Genomic DNA, 19,749 nt, shown 5'->3' on the forward strand with positions numbered 1-19,749 from the left:
GACTGTAATGAAACCCGTTTCATGAAATGGGTTTCATTACTCGGGTGAAAGTCAAATTGCGATCGGAGGGGTTATTGGGTGATGAAGAAGTCTTGGCGTATGTTGTTGGCAATGTTGTTGGTGACCGCAATGATGATTTCAGCAGGCTGCGGGGGAAGCGCAGACACCGGAGGAGGGGCAGATTCCGGCGGGGAGGCGGGCAAGGCGGCGGAAGTCAGCTTCTCCTATTGGGGAGGGGACTTCGATAAAGCGCGAATGGAGAAAATCTACGAAGAATTCAAGAAGGTGCATCCCGAAATCAAGGTGAACCTGATCCAAATCCCGAGCGACGGATATGAACAGAAGCAGCTGGCAACGATGGCTGCGGGCAATCCTTATGATGTCGTTCAGCTTGCCGAATCCTTCTACAGCTATGCTTCAAAGGGGACATTGGAAGATCTTACCCCTTATCTTGAACGAGACGGCATCGATACCTCCGATTATTACGATGCCGCCATCCGTGCATACAGCTACCAAGACAAAGTAATGGCAATGCCGATGCGGATGGGAACCATGATATTGCTTTACAACAAAAACCTGTTCGATCAGCATGGACTGCAATACCCGTCGGACGAGTGGACTTGGGACGATTTTTATGCCGCTGCGAAAACGATCACCGATCCTAAAAACAGCATCTTTGGCCTCGGTGGCGTCGGATCGTGGTGGGCAAGCTACCAAACCTGGGTTTATTCTTACGGAGGCAGTCTGCTCAGCGAAGACCGCACGCAATTTACGCTCGATTCGCCGGAAGCGAAGAAAGCGATCCAAACGATTCAAGACATGATATGGAAGGATAACATAGCACCCCAGGCGAGTCAGCTGCTGCAGGGCGTTGATATGTGGACCAGCGGAAAGGTCGGCATGATCATTGACGGACCGTGGCATATTCTCAGCAGCCAGGCCAACATCAAAGACTTCGACTGGGATATCGCACCTGTGCCGAAGGGAGCAAAGGAAGCATCCCCACTGTTCTCCAACGCGTTCGCTATTCCTAAGCTGTCCAAGAACAAGGAGGCGGCATGGGAAGTCGTTAAATTCTGGACCGGCGAGACTGGACAGAAGATCCTGGCTGCGGAGCACGGCGAAATTCCGCCGCTGAAATCGGTGGCGGAATCCGATGCTTACCTGAATATCGGCGACAACCCCCCGGCAAACTTCAAATCCCAGCTGACCTCCGCCCAGCGGGCCTTCGCTCCACAGGCAACCGTCAAATGGGATGAGATCAACCGGGCCGCCGATACGTACCTTGGGCAGATCTTTAATGAACAACGAAGCGTGGACGATGCTTTGGCCGAGATGAAAATCGAAGTTGACCGATTGCTTGAAGAAGCCAAGCAGCTTGAACAGTAGCGAACGTGCCGAAGGAGGGCGGGGGATGCCCCGCTTCCTTCATAAAACCAATGATTTGGAGGGAAGCATCATGGTCAAGACGCGGCGGGCACGCTCGCTAGCTAAACGGGAATCGAGAAATTTCTGGTTGTATACATCTCCCTGGATCATCGGGTTTGTGGCGTTTACGGCGTTTCCGTTCCTTTCCTCGTTCATTCTCAGCTTCATGCAATGGGACGTCCTCTCGCCGCCGAAGTTCGTCGGGATCGATAACTATGTGCAGCTCTCGCAAGACAAAACATACTTCTGGAAAGACCTCAACAATACGCTGTATTATGCGCTGATCGGTGTTCCGCTGACGATCATTCTGGGACTAGCGGTGTCCGTGCTGTTGTCCAAACCGATCCGCGGCATTAACTTCTATCGCATCGTCTTTTATTTGCCTGCCGTATTCGGCGGAGTCGCGGTTTTGAAGCTCTGGACTTACCTGCTCTCGCCGGGAACGGGCGACGGCATGAATCCCGGGCTGATCAATGCGATGCTCGGCTGGTTCGGCATACAGGGTCCCGGCTGGTCCCAGGATCCGCACTGGGCCAAGCCGGCCGTATTGCTGGTCGGTTTATGGGGCGTCGGGGGCAGCATGATGATCTGGCTGCCGGCGCTTGCCTCGGTTCCGAAAGATTTGCTCGAGGCGGGCGAAATCGACGGAGCCAACCGGTTCCAGCGGTTTTGGCGCATTACGGTTCCGCTGATCACGCCGGCGATCTTTTTCCAGCTTACCATGGGCATTATCGGTTCATTCCAAATTTTCATGGAGCCCGTCATCATGCCGGGATCTTCCAAGACATGGACAGACAGCCTGATGGTCGTTCTGTTCGACAACGCATTCCGGTTCTATAAGATGGGGTACGCTTCGGCGATCGCCTGGGTCATATTCATCATGATTATGCTCGTGACCTTGGTGAACCTGTATTTTTCAAGAAGGTGGGTCTATTATGAGTCGAAATAACGCGGCCGCAACGGAAAAAGGCACTCCGGTCCGCCGGCAGAGCACGAAGCTCATGCGTGATGTACGGCTGATGCTGCGATATGCGGTCCTCACGATGGGAGCGATATTATTCCTGCTGCCTTTGATATGGACCATCTCAGGTTCGCTGAAGCCTCCCGGGGAAATATTCACGGTTCCGATTCGCTGGATCCCTTCGGATTTTCAATGGGATACTTATGTACGGCTGTTCAGCGTGTTCCCGTTCTGGATTTACGTCAAAAATACGCTGATTATCGTAGCATTTGCCTTGATCGGCCAATTGGCATCCTCCGTGCTGGTGGCTTACGGTTTCGCCCGATTCCGGCACCGGCTGAACGGCCCGTTGTTCATCCTCGTCCTGTCGACGATGATGATTCCTGGCCAGGTGACGATGATACCGCAATATTTGATCTACAAAGAGCTCAGCTGGATCGACACATACCTGCCGCTCATCGTTCCGAACTATTTTGCGGCGGCGATTAACATCTTTCTGCTGCGCCAATTCATGCTGACCATCCCGAAAGAGCTGGATGAGTCGGCGAAGATCGACGGCGCGAATTCCTTCGGAATCCTGGTCCGGATCATTATGCCGATGTGCCTGCCGATTCTCGTCACCATCGGCATTTGGACGATTAACAGCAACTGGAACGATTTTATGGGGCCTTTGATTTACTTGAGTACCCCGGAGAAATATACGCTTCAGATGGGCATTTACAATCTGAATGCAGGCCGGCAGGGGCTGACCGATTACGGGCTGATGTTCGCCGCGTCGTTGGTTACGCTGCTTCCGAGCCTTCTGCTCTTCGCCTTCGGCCAGAAATATTTCATGAGCGGCATTAAGATCGGCGGAGCGCTTAAGGGTTGAGAACGATGTGTTCGTGTGGAACGTAGAACGAAGAACCAAGAACGAAGAACGAAGAACGAAGAACGAAGAACCAAGAACCAAGAACGAAGACCAAAGAATAACAGCGAGGAATAACAGCCCTTTGCGGCAACTCGGATCAGGCAATGGCGGGTACCGAAGATGCCGCAGAGGCTTCATGAGAAATGGAGGCAATATGAAACACACGGAGACGATACCACGGATCGAATTAAGCAAAGAGGGAATCTATATTGACGGCCAAGCGGTTGTCCTCCTAAGCGCATCCTTGTTTTATTTCCGGCTGCCGCGGGCGGAATGGCTCGATCGGATGAGGAAGGTAAGAGAGGCGGGCTACCATGCGATCGATGTGTATTTCCCCTGGAATTTTCACGAACCCGAACCGGGTCAATGGGAGTTTGAAGAGGACAAGGATGCCGGGGCTTTCCTGCGAATGGCAGCGGAAGAAGGGCTGTACGTAATCGCCCGGCCGGGTCCGTATATCTGCTCGGAATGGGACGGAGGGGCATTGCCCGCTTACCTGTTCACGCGAAGCGGGATGAAGCTGCGGGACAACGATCCTCAGTTCTTGGCCGAAACGGCGAAATGGTACGGCCGGATCATGCCCATCCTGAGGCGGTATGAGTATGGCCGGGAGGGAACGGTGATCTGCGTACAGCTGGATAACGAGCTGGACTTCTATGCTTGCGAAGATCCGAAAGGGTATATGTCGGCATTGCGGGATTTGGCTCGGGCAGAAGGCATCGGCGTGCCGCTGATCGCCTGCGCCGGTCAGGGCGACCTTTTTCGCGCCTCCGGCTATGCGGAAGGCATCGTTCCGACCTGTAATTTTTATCCGGACGATGTGCAGCCGGATTTTGAGGAGAAGGTGAGGGCGTATCAGCAGCGGCTCAGCAAGTTGGGGTTTCCGCTGCTCGCGACCGAAACGAATCGATCCCATTACTTGCTCCGACGCCTGCTCGTTAGCGGCGCGAAGCTGTTGGGTCCGTATTTGCAGGTATCGGGCACCGACTTTGGATTCACCAATGCGGCCAATAACTGGGGCGATCCGCTGGCAATGCTGACCTCGGATTATGATTTCGGCGGCATGATATCCCCCGAGGGGCATCTCCGCCCCGAAATCCATGAAGGGCGGATGCTGGGACGCCTCATATCGACCTACGGCACCGGATTGGCGTCAGGAACACCGGATGAAGCAACTGCGCAAGAGATACGCACCTCCGGGATTCAACCCGGCGTACTTGCCGGGCCGCACGTTATTCGTTTTCCCCAAGGCGGCATCGTGTTTGCTTTGGCCAACTTGACCGGTGTGGAAGCGGAAGCAACGGTATCCTTCGACACCGGTTCCCTCCGGCACACTTTGCCGTTTCGGATCGGTGCCCGCGAATGCCCGTTCTTCCCGCTGGGCGTCCCAATGGAAACATGGGGATACAGCGGCGTGCTCGAATATGCCAATGCCGAGCTGGTATGGGTGACCTTGGACCAAACGACATCGGAACGATACATGATCTTCCAAAGCGATCATCAAACGGAAGTTTGTTTCCGGTTTGAGCGAGGCTCGAAAGTGGAGGTCACTAGCGATGGCTCTGAAGTCGACATGATGAACGACGGCTGCCGCTTGCGATTCATGCATCAGGACGGCAGCCGCGTTGCTTGCCTGACCTATGAGGATGGCCGTCGATTATTCGTAGCGGTGTGTACCAGAGATGAAGCGCTTCGACTCACCGGAATCAGGCAAGGCCGGCTGCTGCTGGAGGATAGGATCGCTTGGCTGCAGCCTGCTGCAGCTCCCGTCGACATCGCTTGGACTGCTTCGGAGCTGCCACCCGATGCACCTTTGTTCGATCAGACCACCGTTCTCGGAAAAGCGCCGGACCATCTGGAGTATTACGGGATCTACAGGGGATTTGGCTGGTATGAAGCCGTGTTGGCGGCTCCGACGGGAGACGGGTACTGCGGTTTGATGCTGGAGGAAGCGAGCGACATTGTGTCGGTTTATGTAATCGGACGTTATGAAGGAACGCATGTGCCGGCGGGAGGCATATGCTATTTGCCGGGAAAATGGACCGGTCAGGATCCGCTTGCGCTGACCGTTCGCGCGGAAATTTGGGGGCATACCAATTTCGACGACAACCGCCTTCCTTCCATCCGACTTCATAGCACGAAAGGGATCAAGGGAGTGACGGCTGTCCGCCGAATTCGCAGGCTAACCGACAACTGGAGGTTCAAGGCCGAAAGCACGGATGCTCTATTGTCAGAAGCGGAGAAGGGAGATCGGGCATTTGCAGAAGGGACCGACGATGCTTCGTGGACGGTCATCGGCTGGGGCGCATGGATGGATACTGCGGTTCATGCACGAGGCTGGTACCGCAAAACGATTGCAATATCCGAGGATGCCGATGCAGCCATCCTGCATTTCCGCGATCTCCAGTGCACGGTCAAGGTATATATCAATGGGCGCGAGCACGGGGTGATCAATCCACGCAATCCCTTCCTCCGGTTGGATACCGGAGAACGATCGCTCACCATCGCCTGCGAAGTGAATCGCCACTATGCTTCCTCAGCGGGCGAGATTCTGCTGTATGAAGGAACCCGCGCGGAGGAGTGGACGTTGACAGGGGGGGAAGAGCAAGCTTTCTGGGAGCATGCTATGGCCTCCATGAAGGAAGCTTCCACCATCCTGCTCCCGTATCCTTTGCGGTCCGGCGGGACGTCATGGCTGCATGCAGTGGTGCCGGATTCCAATCATGGCCGCGGATGGCGTGTGCGTGTAGACGGAAAAAACCTGAAGCTGACGGTGTTCTTTAACGGCCGGGTTGTCGGACGGCTGTGGACCCCGGATTCCTCGGAACGGCCCGTATTTTCCGGCGGGGACCAGACATCGTTTTTGCTTCCGGGAAGCTGGTTTGCCAAGGGAGCGGAGAATCGGCTTGCTATATATGCGGAAGCCGTGGAAAGGGAGAGCGACGGGATCCTCCGGCTGCTGGAATTCTTCCCGGTCCAATCATAGGAGGGCAGAGCTAGCATCCATCTGGCTGGGTAAGCTCTTTCCTGATTCTGTTGAGATAACCGCTGTATCCTGCTTATTCATTTGCCGGTCCGTACCTAACGTCGGACCGGCTTGCTATTTCTATGTGCCATAGGTACCAATGCAAATGGAGTACAGCCGCTTACCTTAACTCTTTTTCAATATATCCGGATTAGTCAATACGGAATCCAGCCGCAGTGTTCGGGACTGCGGCTGGATTGTGTTGATATGATTTTTACAATGAAGGAAAGTGGTTAGGCTAACTCCAAGATCACCATCTGGTGATTTTCCAAGACCGGAACGGTGTAGCTGATTTCACCATTAGCTTTTGTATCAAAAGGGAGTTCCTCCATCGAAGGGGCGATATACACCCGTTTGACCAATGCGGAGGAGGGGAGACGCAGGGCGACCGAAACGTTCCGCAGCGGCACGATGTCCTCGATAACCTCAACCCGCCCTTTCAGTACCGGCGATGCATACAACAGGTGGTTGACATATCGGTTCTCCGTCCCTTGGTACTGGAGGGTCGCAATGCCCCGGGCAGGTAAATCACATCGCAGGGAAGGCTGGGGGAGCAGGCGGCCGAGTGCATGGAGCACCATCTCTTTCAGGATGAGGTGACCGTTATCGGCATACTCGCTGAACACATTCCAGGCCATGTAGATCCCGTTTGAACTTTCGATCATACCCGGTCCGTTGTCCTCCCCAGCGCTTGGAGTGTGCATATGCGAGCAAAATGTGAAAACGTCGCGGTTGAAATATGGATGCTCCCGGCTGCCAAGTGCCCGCCCGCCGTTCAATTCGACCTGCTGTCCTTCGCCATACATAACAAACGAAGCGGGGAGCAGGGAACCCGGCGTAAAATCCGGACGGAAATAGGAAGGGCGGTAGGGACTTGCTCCCTTCCAATCCAGCCCCAGGTCCAGCATATACGCGTTGCCGGCCGGGTTCAGGCCCGAACGTCCCGTTGCCAGAATTTTGCCGCCGTTATCGGTAAATGAGCGGATGGCCTCTGCTAGTTGCGGCCATACCGGAACTTCATCGGGCAAAATAAGCACCTTGTAGCGCCCGAAATCTGCTTCAGCATCCACGATGTCGTATAAATAATGGCCCTCATTCAGCATGCGCACAGCTCCGGCATCGGCCAGATTCGTCCGGTCCTCCGACTTCCGGACATCCGGGCAAGCTTCCCAAGCGGCTTCCAGCGACAGGACCGCGATGTCCGCCACGGATGCAACGCCGCTGCACCACGGCTCTCTGGCTTTCACCTCCGAGTAGGCGTCGCCGATCAGAGCATACGTTGCTTCATCCATGAAGCCTGACGGATGGAGCTGGTCGCCGATCGAGCATTTGGCGCCGTGAGCGAGACTTAGCGCCGTTTCGAACCGAAGCGCATTCGGATGCTTGTAGCCGCCGAATTCGCCCCAGGAGGTATGGAATTTTCCCGTCATGCCTAGATACTCCATGCCGAGCGTCTGGGCATAACGCGCCGACAGGGGGAAGTGGTCGTACCCCCAGCCTCCGGTCGGCAGCGATTCCAGCTCCAGATGGCTGTTGACATGGGCGAGGTCGCGGCGGCCCCGGCGTTGATGGCCGCTGTTATGAAAGACGGGAAGACCGGGCTTCACAGCGTCCACCGTTTCCCGCACAAGCCGGGTATAATTCAGGTAGATCGACTCGCCCAAGGCAGCTACGGCTGCTTCGTCCCGCGGATCTTGACCGGCATTCCGCAGCGAAGCGACGCAGTATTGGCATCTGCATTTACGGATGCCGACGATGTCAAGGAATATGCCATCGGCATCATAGCGGGTGACAACCTCTCGGATCTGCGCCAGCAGAATGTCCAGGTAAGGTGTATTGAAGCAGAACTCGTGATAGCCTGGTGTCATGAAATCCTTCACCCAGCGCGTCCGGTCTTCCGCATCCCGAATCAGCCATTCGGGATGGCGGCGAGCCAGCTTTTCATCGAGGCCGGCCGATAGGTATACCGGCGTTTTGACGCCGATTTCATGCGCGGCAGCAATCATCTCGCCCAGCAAATCGAAGGCTAGATGAGGGTGCATTTCGTTGGCTTCGCTGGGGTGATATGCCCAGCCATGATGGCATTTTGAAAAGACCGTGATGGAGTCGACGTGCCCCAATCGAAGCATGTTCTGGAACTGGGATTTGGAGAAGCGGCTTCCGATGCCCGGAATGGCCTCCGACGTATGAAAATCGAGATGAACCTGATGGAATCGCATGCGTGGTCAGCCCCTTTGCATATTCATGAGAACGGTTTCTTGTGCTCCAATGTAACTCTTTTCCAGCCTTCGAACCAGTGATAATATAGACTTTGACTAGCACAAAATGAACTTATGCGAGAGAGGAGCCTGCTGTTTTGCTATGCCTTGAATTCGCGATTCCGCCGCTGCCGCAATTCGTGACGGCGGGACATGCCGTATGGAAGCCGGGAGATCGGCACTTCGCCCGCACCTTCGGCGTCTATGACCTGCTGTTGGTTACGAGGGGAACGTTCTATATGACCGAAGAGGGAACCGAATACGAGATCAGCCCGGGCAAGCTGCTTGTGCTGGAGGCGGGCCTTCCTCATATCGGGCATCGATCCTGCGAAGAGGATACGGAGATTTACTGGGTGCATTTCATCCATGGGCATGCTGCGACGCGCATCCGGCAAGAAGACATTCCCTGGTCCGTGCTGCTGTCCAAAGGCACGGTCGAGGACGTCGAGCCCCCAGCGCAGCAGCGCATGTATTTACCGAAGTTTGCCGCTGTGGACGTGCAGGCGATCGAGCCGATCCTCCGCGGGTTGAACGATACCCATAACAGACTGAACGGGGAAAACGCGATTCTGCTCCATCTTCTGCTCGCCAAACTGTTCGCCGCATTGCAGGCGGAATGCGCGCGGACGTCTGCACCCGAGCCCTCCGAACGGCTGGCCAGGGCTGCCGTTGCATATTTGAATGAACATTGGAAGGAGCCGTTCGACAGAGCGTCGCTCGAGGAGGAGCTGCATTTCCAGGCAGGCTATATTGCGAGATGCATGAAAAAGCATATCGGTAAAACGCCGCTTCAATACGTGCTGCATTTGCGCCTGGAGGAGGCCAAGAAACTGCTGGGCGGCACGGTGCTTGGCATTTCCGAGATCGCGTACAGGGTGGGGATTCGAGATGCCAATTACATGACTCGCCTGTTTACCGCCAAGCATGGTGTGACGCCGGGGGCGTATCGGCGGATGCTGCAGCGGCAGCGGGATGAAGGGGAGGCGGGGCCGAAAATCCCGATTGACAACGATTTTCCCGCAGGCTTATAGTAAAGCCACCCAACTTATGCATGGAGAGTGGTCCAATGAACATGCTGCAGACGCTCCGCTCTCGCAAATATTTGCAGCGGATCTTGTTAAGTTTTATGCTCGTTGTCGCGATGCTGGCCGTGGCTTCCTTACTCCTGAATACATCTGCACGCGATAAGGTGTTAAGCCTGCAGAATGAAGCCGATCGCAAGCTGCTCACCCAAATCGATTACAATATCGAGAACATGAACGGCATCGTGAAGGATTTGGCGGTCTCGTTGTACAATGACGAGGAGCTGATCGCGCTCAAATCCGGGTCGGACTATAAGCAAAGCATCTTAAAGATTGAGCGGCTCAACCGGACGGTTGCCGCATCGCCGTATTTGCATGCAGCCGTTTTTTACAACGGCAAGCAGAGCCGGTTCTTCTCGTCGCTAAGCCACGACATGGACACGAGCGTCCTGTACGGAGCACTGGAAGCGTATATGGCTTCCCGTGCCGATTTGCCGAAGCTGCAGCTCATCCCGCTCGATCTTGATGGGGAGCAGGAAGGCTTCGATGTGTTTGCTTTTTTTGTCTACGACGGACCGAGTCTCGGTTCGGTCAATCGCAACGCGCTCATCTTGACGGTGAAGCCGGGGTGGATGCTTGACAATGTGAAAGCGCTTAATCGTGTGGCTGAACGGGAAGACGACGTTCTGTTCGTCACCGACGGCGAAGGGCAAGTGCTGATGGCGGGGGATCGCACACTGCCGGACGGACTGGACATCAAGAACGATCTGCTCGGACGCATGGGCGCAGCGGAAAACACGCCGGGCTCCTTTATTCATGAGCAGGGGGAGAAAAAATACAAGGTCACCTATTTGAGCAAAGGCTTGAACCACTGGCAGATCATCAGCCTGCAGGACTATGATGACGTGCTCGGGAGCGTCCGGCAAATGAGATGGACGGAAATAACCGTCACCTTCTCCGTGTCCCTATTGGCATTACTCCTGTCGGTATTCATTTCGCTGCGGCTGTATAAGCCGGTCGGTCGGCTGCTCACACTCGTTCCCCACGACGGACGCGGTCACGCCAAAGCGAAGGATGAGCTGTCGCTCATCACGGAGAATGTTACGGAAATGATCGGCAAGCTCAAGGGGCTGGAGCAGGAGCGCCTCTCACAGTGGAATATCGCCAAGGCATATCATATGCGGAGTTTGATCAGTCACAGCGAGAGCATGGACGAAGCTGCCTTCCTGCGCATCAAGGATCAGTACGGAATGGATATCGCGTTTCCTTCGCCGCTGCGGTTAGCGCTCGTGCAGATTGACGATCTGCAGGGCTTGGCGCGGCAGCCGGGCTCGCAGTCCGAGTCGCTGTATTACTTCGCCATAGCGAACATCGGCCAGGAGCTGCTCTCGCGCGGCGGAACGTGTGAAGCTGCGGATATGAAGAGCGGCCATCTTGTCTTTATCGCAGGCGGCGAACAAGCGACGCTCGAATCGCTGCATGAACGGTTCAGGGAGCTACAGCAAACGATCCTCCGCTATTATCGGATCACGTTTACCGTAACGCTGAGCGAAACGTTCGAGGATTACCGTCAGCTGACGAAGCATTACCATCTAGCCCAGAAGCATGCCAGCTACCGTATGATTTTTGGCAAAGGAGCGGTGATTCGGCCTGAGATGATCATCCGAAACGAACGGAACCCGTCGTTCGGCATTCCGAAGGAGCTGGAGCGCCGGTTGACCGAAGGGCTGAAAGGCGGGAATCCCGACGAGACGGAGCAAGCCATCCGAAGCTTGCGGGAGCTGCTTGGCGAGCTCAGCTTTGACAACATGTTCTCGGCGCTGCTCCATCTTACGATGACCCTGAGCCATACGCTGAGCGAAATGAATAACCATAATCTGAACCCGGTATCGGTCGATCTGCAGGCCATCAATCGGCGCATTCTCGAGAAAGAGACGCTGGACGAGATCGAGGGCGTTCTTCTTGACGTCGTTCGGGATGTGTTCGAGCAGCGGCGCAGCGCCCGCGAAGATAAGAACCGTCTGCTGGCTGACACTGTCAAAGAGATGATCGACAAGCATTACGCCGACCCGGACCTCAACGTTCAGAAGATTGCCGACATGCTGAAGATGAGCGCCGTCTACTTGGGTCAGGTGTTCAAAGCCCAGGAGGGAACGACTGTCGTCGACCAGATTAACGCTACCCGCCTGGCCCGGGCTCAGCATTATTTGGAACAGCAGCATTTGACCGTAGCCGAAATTATGGAGAAGGTGGGCTTCGGCAATGAAAGCTATTTCTATCGGCTGTTCAAGCGCCGTTATGGCACGACACCGAAGGAGTACCGCCTGAAGTCGGCCATCGACCGCAGCACTTAATCCGAGAATCGGCAGCTTTCCATACGACCCGCAAATGAAGATGACCGTTTGCGGGTTTTTGGCATGCCCTTGTCTTCAATTCGGCCGTCTTCTGTGCCTTAGCCCGGTTCGTCCTGCACCCTTTCGAAGGGAGAGGACATCTGTACAGTAAACCTGAATCCTTACAGGCAGCTGTACAGCAATCGGGAATCCCTACAGTCCGCCCGTACAGCTATCCAAAAAATGTACAGTAACGCAAGGCCGAGGCTTGCGCTATCGTTAAACATGCAAAGCCTGGGATGCAGGCGAGAAGCGCATAACGAAAGAGAGGGGCTTTGGCTATGTTGAACAATGTTTCACGATCGGTCGAGACCGGGACGGCTCACCGGTCGGTTCCGGAACCCGAACGGACGCCCGCGCCCCCAGGGGCACGTAAGCGAAAGTCGGTGATACGCAGGGAGCTGCAGCATTTTCGGAACAATCGGGAGCTGTTCCTGCTCTCCCTGCCGGGGATTTTGTATAAGTTGATTTTTGCTTATATTCCGATGGTCGGCTTGATCATTGCCTTCAAGCATTACCGCTACGATCTCGGCATATTTGGCAGCGAATGGGTAGGATTGGAGAACTTCCGCTATCTGTTCTCGACCGATACGGCTTGGCGTATCACACGCAACACCGTGCTGTACAATGCCGCTTACATCGTTGTGACGACCGCGGCCGCGCTGCTGCTGGCGATCTTTATGAACGAGATCCGGGCGAAATGGAGCAAATTTTATCAGACCGCTTTATTCCTGCCGCACTTCTTGTCATGGGTGCTCGTCGGATACGTGGCCTACGCCTTCCTGAACCATTCCGACGGCTTCATCAACCGGACCCTGCAGATGTTCGGCATCGATCCGGTCAGCTGGTACCAGACGGCCGAGGCGTGGCCGGCAATCCTCATCCTTGTCCATTTATGGAAAGCGGTCGGGTTCAACACGCTCATCTATTTCGCCGGCATTATCGGCATTAACAGCGAGTATTACGAAGCGGCCCGCATCGACGGGGCGACGAAGTGGCAGATGGCTGCCAAAATTACCGTCCCGCTGCTGGCCCCGCTGGTCATCATCCTATTGATTCTCTCAATCGGCAGCATGTTCCGCGGCGATTTCGGTCTGCATTACTTCATTCCGAACAACTCCGGGTTCCTGTACGGCTCCACGGATATTATCGACACGTACGTGTACCGGGCGCTGCGCGAGATCGGCAATGTCAGCATGTCGGCGGCTACGGGCTTTTACCAGTCGGTGGTCGGCTTCGTGCTTGTGCTTGTCGCGAACGGAATCGTGCGCAAAATCAATCCCGACCATTCCCTGTGGTAAGAAAGGAGGAGACACCCGGTGCCTAAAAAGTTCGAGCTTTCCAAAATGATCATTCACTTGCTGTTTGCCCTGCTTTCCTTGGCGGTTGTCCTTCCGTTCCTGCTTGTTATCGCCGTGTCGTTCACCGACGAAGCGTCGCTCACCGAAAACGGGTATCAGTTTTTGCCCAAATCCTTCAGCTTGGAGGCGTACCGCTACCTTCTGGATGCACCCGACATTCTGCTGCGGGCATACGGGGTAACGGTCACGGTGACCGTGATCGGAGCGCTGGCGGGTCTGCTGCTTACCGCGATGACCGCATACGTCATTTCCAGGCCGGATTACCGCTACAACCGGGCGACAACGTTTTACGTCTTTTTCACGATGCTGTTCAGCGGAGGCCTCGTTCCTTCCTACATTCTGATCACGCAGTACCTGCATTTGAAAGACAGCTTGCTTGCTCTGATTCTTCCGGTGCTGCTGTCTCCGTTCAACATTATGGTCATGAAAGGCTTCATGTCCAAAATTCCGCTGGAAATCGTGGAATCCGCGAAAATCGACGGCGCGCGGGAGCTCCGCATCTTTTTCGGGATTATTCTGCCTCTGTCCACACCGGCCCTTGCCACGCTCGGGTTGCTGATATCGTTCACGTACTGGAACGAGTGGTTTAACGCCATGCTGTACATCGACGATCCGAACAAGGTGCCGCTGCAGCTGCTGCTCGTGCGGACGTTGTCCAGCATCGAGTTCATCACCTCCAATTCGGAATTTACGCAGCAGCTGGGGATCGATCTGTCCAGCTTTCCGAACAATTCGGCAAGAATGGCGATTGCGGTGCTGGCCGGCGGGCCGATGCTGGTCATCTTTCCGTTTTTCCAGCGATTTTTCGTGAAAGGGCTTACGGTTGGCTCCCTCAAGGGTTAACATAGAACAACCAATAAACGTGTAGGAGGTCATGTCATGAAAAAAAGACTGTTAGGGCTGCTGGCGATCGCCTTGATCGCGATGACCGCGCTCGCCGGCTGCGGCGGGAATGGCGGAAGCGGCACGGACGGCGGAGGAACGCCGGAAGCGCAAGGAACAACGCCGGAGGCAGGCGGAACAAGCGGGCTTGAGCCCGTCGAGCTCACATGGTATTATCCGCTGCTTCAGCTTCAGCCCGACCAGAAGAAGGTCGAAGAGGAGATCAACAAAATCGTCAAAGAAAAGCTGAACGCCACCGTCAAGCTGATGCCGGTCGCCCTGGGGGATTACGTGCAGAAGATGAACACCGTTCTGGCTGCGGGCGAGAAGTTCGATATCCTGTGGACCGGCTACATGCTGAAACCGGAGGAGCTGGTACGCAAGGGTGCCATTCAGCCGCTGAACGGGCTCTTGGACCAATACGCGCCGGAGCTGAAAGCGGACGTTCCGCAGGTCATGTGGGAGGGCCTCTCGGTTGACGGGGAAATTTACGGCGTCCCGAATCAGCAGATCAACGGTTCGCGTTACGGGTTCATCGTACAGAAGCGGTTTGCCGATAAATACGGCCTGGATCCTTCGACAATTAAAAGCATAGCGGATATCGAGCCGTTCCTCGAACAAATCAAGCAAAACGAGCCGGGCATCATTCCGATCGGCCTGTTCGGCGGCTCATTCGTCAACCCTCAGGCGCATGATGATGAGTATTGGGTCGTTCCGGGACTGGACGATCACTTCTACATCAAAACAGATGACCCGACCTATACGCTTTACCGCTACCCCGAGGAGGAGCTGGGCAATTTCCGTTTGGCCAGCAAGTGGTATAAGGCAGGCTACATCCACAAGGACGCCGCTACGGAAAAAATGACCGACTATCAATCCAAAGGCCAGATTGCGGTAGAGTTCGACGTCACGTTAAAGCCGGGCGTCGAGGCGGAAGTGAAAGCGAAGAACGGCGGCAACGACGTCGTCATCATCCCGCTTAGCGATTGGTTCTCCAACGGCTATTCGGCGACGACCAATCAGTCGATCAGCCGCACTTCGCCAAATCCGGAACGGGCCATGATGCTGCTGAATCTGATCAACACCGACAAGGAGCTTTATAATCTGCTGTGCAACGGCTTGGAGGGCGTACATTACGAGAAGCTAAGCGGCGAGTACATCAAGCCGATGGCGGATTCCAGATACCGCCCGAACATGGATTGGGTGTTCGGCAGCGTCTTCAATTCCTACCTGAAGGAAGGACAGCCGGAAAACATTTGGGAGGAAACGAAAAAAATCAACACGAGCTCCGAAATTAACCCGGTGGGTGCTTTCAAGTTCAATTCGGAGCCGGTCAGCACGGAGATCGCCAACCTGAACGCCGTATGGGGCGAATACAAGCGGGGGCTCGTGACCGGCACGCTTGATTTCGAGGAGACTTGGCCCGTGCTGTACGGCAAGCTGAAGGAAGCGGGTGAAGATCGGTATGTGGAGGAGGTGACGCGACAATTCGAGCAATTCCTGAAAGAGAAGGGCTTGAAATAATCGTCGGCCCGGACAAACGTTAAAGGATAGGCACCTAAGCGCCCGAGAGAAACCTGCTGTCCTGGGACGACTATGCCGTGCTTCGCGGTATGGCTGTCCGTACCCCACTTGGAGGAAGGAGAGCAAATGATGAAAAAGCTTTTGCTTGCTGCGCTGGCTGCAAGCCTGCTATTCGCGCTGCATCCGTTTGCACTGATGACCGACACGGCATCGGCCTACGGCAATCCGCACGGGACGGCCTATTACGTCGCTCCGGACGGAAGTGATTCGAACAAAGGGACGAAGAACAAACCGTTTCGAACGTTGGAAAAAGCGCGGGATACCATCCGTGCGCTGAAAGCAAAGAAAGGGCTGCCGAGGGGAGGCGTCACGGTCTATCTTCGCGAAGGGCGTTACGAGCGGACGGCAAGCTTCGAGCTGAACGCCCAGGATTCGGGGGAAGCCGGCAAGCCGATCACGTACACGGCTTATCCGGGTGAGACGGTCATATTGTCCGGCTCAAGGAGGCTTGAGAAATCCGCGTTCGTTCCGGTTACCGACACGGCCATTTTGAATCGCATCATTAGCGAGGAGGCCAGAAGCAAAGTCCTGGTCGCCGACCTGGCTTCACTTGGCATCACGGATTACGGAGAGATGAGCCGGCACGGATATTATTTGGCCAACGATTTGAGCAAGGTTCCGCCGATGGAGCTGTACGTCGGTGGGGAAGGGATGACATTGGCGCGCTGGCCGAACGAGGGAACGGTGCAAATGGACGAAATCCTCGATCCCGGACCGACTCGAAAAAGTCCGGACGGGGAGGTTCATAAGCGGGGCGGCACTTTCACTTACACGTATGACAGGCCGCAATATTGGACGCAGGCGGATGATATTTGGCTGGACGGCATTTTCGGGTATAGCTGGGAATGGTCCTACAACCAAATCGCCGCCATCGACACGGAAGCCAAGAGCATAACGCTCCGTTACGGCGAGATGAGCGGCATCTTCAAGAATTGGTACCCGGATTTCCATTTTGCGCAAAACCTGCTCGAGGAGATCGATATGCCAGGCGAGTATTATATCGACCGCCAAACCGGGAAGCTGTATTTTCTGCCGAACGCCGAATTTATGACCGCCGATCCATCCATTGAAGTAACGATGCTGAAAACACCGATGATCAATGCGATCGATGCATCCTATATTGATTTCTCCGAGCTTATTCTGGAGAACGGGCGCGATTCGGCGGTTGTGTTCATGGGCGGAAGCCACATGCGCATTCTGCAAAGCGAAATCCGCAATTTCACCAACAGCGGCGTGCTGGTGAACACCCAGAGCCGATTCCATTATAACGACTTTGCCGGAGTGCCGGGAACAGACCATAAGATCGAGAACACCCACATCCATCATATCGGGGGCACTGCCGTGACGCTGACAGGTGGCGACAAGACTACCCTCGCTCCGGGCAACAACGCGGTGGAGAATTCGCACATTCATGACTTCGCTTATTATCATAAAGCTTACAACCCCGGCGTGCTCTTGTCCGGAGTGGGCAACCGCATGTCGAACAACGAGCTGCATGACGCACCGCATCCCGGCGTGCTGATATTCGGCAATGATCATCTGGTGGAGTACAACAACATTTACGACGTATGCAAAACGTTCTCCGATCTCGGCGCCATTTATATGAACGCCGGCGAGACGCCGCAGCAGCGCGGCACCGTCATACGCCGCAATTACTTCCACCATATCGGGGAGAGCAAGCCTGGCGTTGAAGGCGTCTATCCCGACAACTTCACGATGGGGCTGAAGATCGACGAGAATATATTCTACAAAATGGGCAACTCGGCGATCAAAAATAACGGCGGGGCCCATATCTTGACCCGCAACAATATTTTCGTAGACAGCAAGGTTCCGTACGACTATGCCGACTTGTTCCTCGGCGACGAGCCGGACGATCAGGTGCCGCTGAATTACATGCCGAAATGGAGGGCGCTGTTCGAAGCCAACAACGACTTTGTCGGCACGCCGTACCTGGCCAAGTATCCGGAACTCGCGAACTTTTTCACGGAAAACCGCTATTATCCGGATACGAATACATTCCACGGCAACGTCGTCTACAATCCGACGGTTCCACGCAGTTCGACGACGAACGAGGAAGGCGCGTACGACAAATTCAATCTTGTCCAATATGCGGATAACTGGGTAACCGACGAGGATCCCGGCTTCGTCAACTTGGCGGGAGGCGACCTGTCGCTTCGACCGGATGCTCAAGTATTCGAGGCGATACCCGGCTTTCCCGATATCCCGTTCCATGAGATCGGCATCCACGGGAAAGCGGGCACGACCAACAGCCCGGACGGATACCCGGTCGAAGGCGTCGTGGTTTATGACGACGAGGTTACGGTGGACCGGTGGAAAACGGTAAAGCTGCGCACGGCGGTTCTGCCATGGAACGCCGATAATCCGAAGCTGGTCTTCACATCGACGGATCCCGCCATCGCTGCGGTCGACGATAACGGCATCGTTACAGGTCAGGAGGTCGGCCAGACGGTCATTACGGTGGCATCGGCGGAGAATCCGCAGCTCACGGCAACGGTGGACGTTACGGTCGAGGCCGGAGACGGCATCATGGATTTCACCGATTTCGAGTCAGGGGCTAACGGCTGGCCGCAGGATGCGAACCGCAGCATCGTCAAGGAAGGGGACAACCGCTGGTACAAAATTCTTAATGGCGCTACCGCTCTAAGCGCCAAAACCTTTTCCGATTATGAGCTGAGCTTCAAGCTGAAGACGCCGGAGTCGATCGGGGAAAACGCGACGCTGTACGTGTTCGACCGCCAGGCCGGCAGCGGCTCTACCCGCGTCGGCTACAAAACCCGCCCGGACGGCTCATCATCCTGGCTGCTGTATAACGCCGCTTGGACGATTCTTCACGAAGTGAAGCTGCCCGGCCACGATTTAAAGCCGAATACGGAGTACGAGATCAAAATCCTTGTGCATGGCGGCGAGATCAGCGTGTACGTGGACGGCCAATTCCGCCTGAAGGCTGCCGATCCCGGCCATAACGAGGCGGGCAAGGTCGGATTCTACGTGAACAACGTCACCCACATGCTGTTTGACGACATCCGGTTCAAAGCGCTGACGACGGAGCTGGCCGGCATTATTCCTTCGGAACGCGAAGTGCGGCTTGCCGCCGGGGAGCAGCGGCAGCTTGAGCTGACGTTCGACCCCGCCGGCACCCCGGACACCGGCGTGATCTGGCAATCCGCCGATCCGGCCGTAGCGGAGGTGAGCGATACGGGGGTCGTCAGCGCCGTATATGAAGGCGAGACGACCGTCACGGCCGTATCCGTTGCCAATCCGCTCGTCAAAGCGGATATCAAGGTAACCGTTTCGAGCATCATGCATGAAACCGATTTTGAGACAGGGGGCAATGGATGGCCGGTAGACCCGAACCGGAGCATCGCTGCGGATGCGGACGGCAATCGGCGCTACAAAATTTTGAACGGGGCAACAGGGCTGCTGGACAGGGCTTTCCAATCGTATGAGCTTGATTTCACCCTGAAGACCCCGGCTTCCATGCCGGACGACGGTACGATGTATGTCTTTGATCGGCAGGATGCCACCGGCTCGACTCGAATCGGCTATCGTACGCGTCCTGACGGAACATCCGCCTGGATTCTGTATGATACGGCTTGGCAGAAGATCGCCGAGTCCGCCTTGCCGCATCGGGACCTGCAGCCGGACACGGAATATGCAGTCAAGATTATCGTGAAGGACGGAGACGTTGCGGTTTACGTCGACGGCGAGTCAAGACTGGCCGGCACTGATCCGAATCACAGGCCATCCGGGAAAGTGGGCTTTTACGTGAGCGGTTTCGATTATATGCTGTTTGACAACATTCGCTTCACCGTGGTCTCTTAAATGCGGCGCTTCCTCCCGCGATCGGGGGGCAGCGCCTTTTATATCGGGAATCGGGCAAGTGAAGTTTGTAGCAGACACAATT

11 protein-coding genes are annotated in these 19,749 nt (G+C 55.5%); 10 read left to right on the top strand and 1 reads right to left on the bottom strand.

From position 1 onward, the window contains the following. Positions 1 to 99 precede the first annotated feature (99 nt). The 4 genes from NSQ46_RS12655 (at position 100) to NSQ46_RS12670 (ending at position 6,285) form a co-directional block, all read left to right on the top strand. Positions 100 to 1,389, top strand: a complete 1,290-nt coding sequence (locus NSQ46_RS12655; protein ID WP_341342075.1) for a sugar ABC transporter substrate-binding protein — start codon at positions 100 to 102, stop codon at positions 1,387 to 1,389. Positions 1,390 to 1,414: 25 nt separating this feature from the next. Further along, complete coding sequence (locus NSQ46_RS12660; protein WP_007128460.1) at positions 1,415 to 2,377, top strand: sugar ABC transporter permease; 963 nt, start codon at positions 1,415 to 1,417, stop codon at positions 2,375 to 2,377. Further along, positions 2,364 to 3,260, top strand: coding sequence for a carbohydrate ABC transporter permease (locus tag NSQ46_RS12665; RefSeq protein ID WP_051425248.1), 897 nt, complete (start codon positions 2,364 to 2,366; stop codon positions 3,258 to 3,260). Before NSQ46_RS12660 ends, NSQ46_RS12665 begins: the two co-directional genes overlap by 14 nt. Before the next feature lie 193 nt (positions 3,261 to 3,453). Next, positions 3,454 to 6,285: a beta-galactosidase gene (locus NSQ46_RS12670; protein ID WP_341342074.1), complete on the top strand. Its 2,832-nt coding sequence runs from the start codon at positions 3,454 to 3,456 to the stop codon at positions 6,283 to 6,285. Between the two features lie 272 nt (positions 6,286 to 6,557). On the opposite strand, the gene NSQ46_RS12675 is transcribed toward NSQ46_RS12670, so the two are convergent. Continuing rightward, the gene (locus NSQ46_RS12675) at positions 6,558 to 8,543 is read right to left on the bottom strand and encodes an alpha-amylase family protein (RefSeq protein ID WP_342576825.1); all 1,986 of its coding nucleotides are present in this window, start codon (positions 8,541 to 8,543) and stop codon (positions 6,558 to 6,560) included. A gap of 137 nt (positions 8,544 to 8,680) precedes the next feature. On the opposite strand from NSQ46_RS12675, the gene NSQ46_RS12680 reads away from it, so the two are divergent. From NSQ46_RS12680 to NSQ46_RS12705, 6 genes are all read left to right on the top strand, one after another. Further along, positions 8,681 to 9,613 (top strand): AraC family transcriptional regulator, encoded by a 933-nt coding sequence (locus NSQ46_RS12680; RefSeq protein WP_007128456.1) that lies wholly within the window; start codon positions 8,681 to 8,683, stop codon positions 9,611 to 9,613. Between the two features lie 35 nt (positions 9,614 to 9,648). Continuing rightward, entirely contained in the window at positions 9,649 to 11,958 is a 2,310-nt protein-coding gene (locus tag NSQ46_RS12685; RefSeq protein WP_341342072.1) for an AraC family transcriptional regulator, read from the top strand. A gap of 320 nt (positions 11,959 to 12,278) precedes the next feature. Continuing rightward, positions 12,279 to 13,298, top strand: a complete 1,020-nt coding sequence (locus NSQ46_RS12690) for an ABC transporter permease subunit (RefSeq protein ID WP_341342071.1) — start codon at positions 12,279 to 12,281, stop codon at positions 13,296 to 13,298. 18 nt (positions 13,299 to 13,316) lie between these two features. Then, positions 13,317 to 14,201, top strand: coding sequence for a carbohydrate ABC transporter permease (locus tag NSQ46_RS12695; protein ID WP_341342070.1), 885 nt, complete (start codon positions 13,317 to 13,319; stop codon positions 14,199 to 14,201). A gap of 36 nt (positions 14,202 to 14,237) precedes the next feature. Next, positions 14,238 to 15,764: an ABC transporter substrate-binding protein gene (locus tag NSQ46_RS12700; RefSeq protein ID WP_341342069.1), complete on the top strand. Its 1,527-nt coding sequence runs from the start codon at positions 14,238 to 14,240 to the stop codon at positions 15,762 to 15,764. Positions 15,765 to 15,890: 126 nt separating this feature from the next. Further along, positions 15,891 to 19,667 carry an Ig-like domain-containing protein gene (locus NSQ46_RS12705; protein ID WP_341342068.1) on the top strand — a complete coding sequence of 1,259 codons (3,777 nt, stop codon included), beginning with the start codon at positions 15,891 to 15,893 and terminating at the stop codon, positions 19,665 to 19,667. Positions 19,668 to 19,749 lie beyond the last annotated feature (82 nt).

This window comes from Paenibacillus sp. FSL M8-0142, from assembly GCF_038597315.1.
Taxonomy (GTDB): domain Bacteria; phylum Bacillota; class Bacilli; order Paenibacillales; family Paenibacillaceae; genus Paenibacillus_AQ; species Paenibacillus_AQ lactis.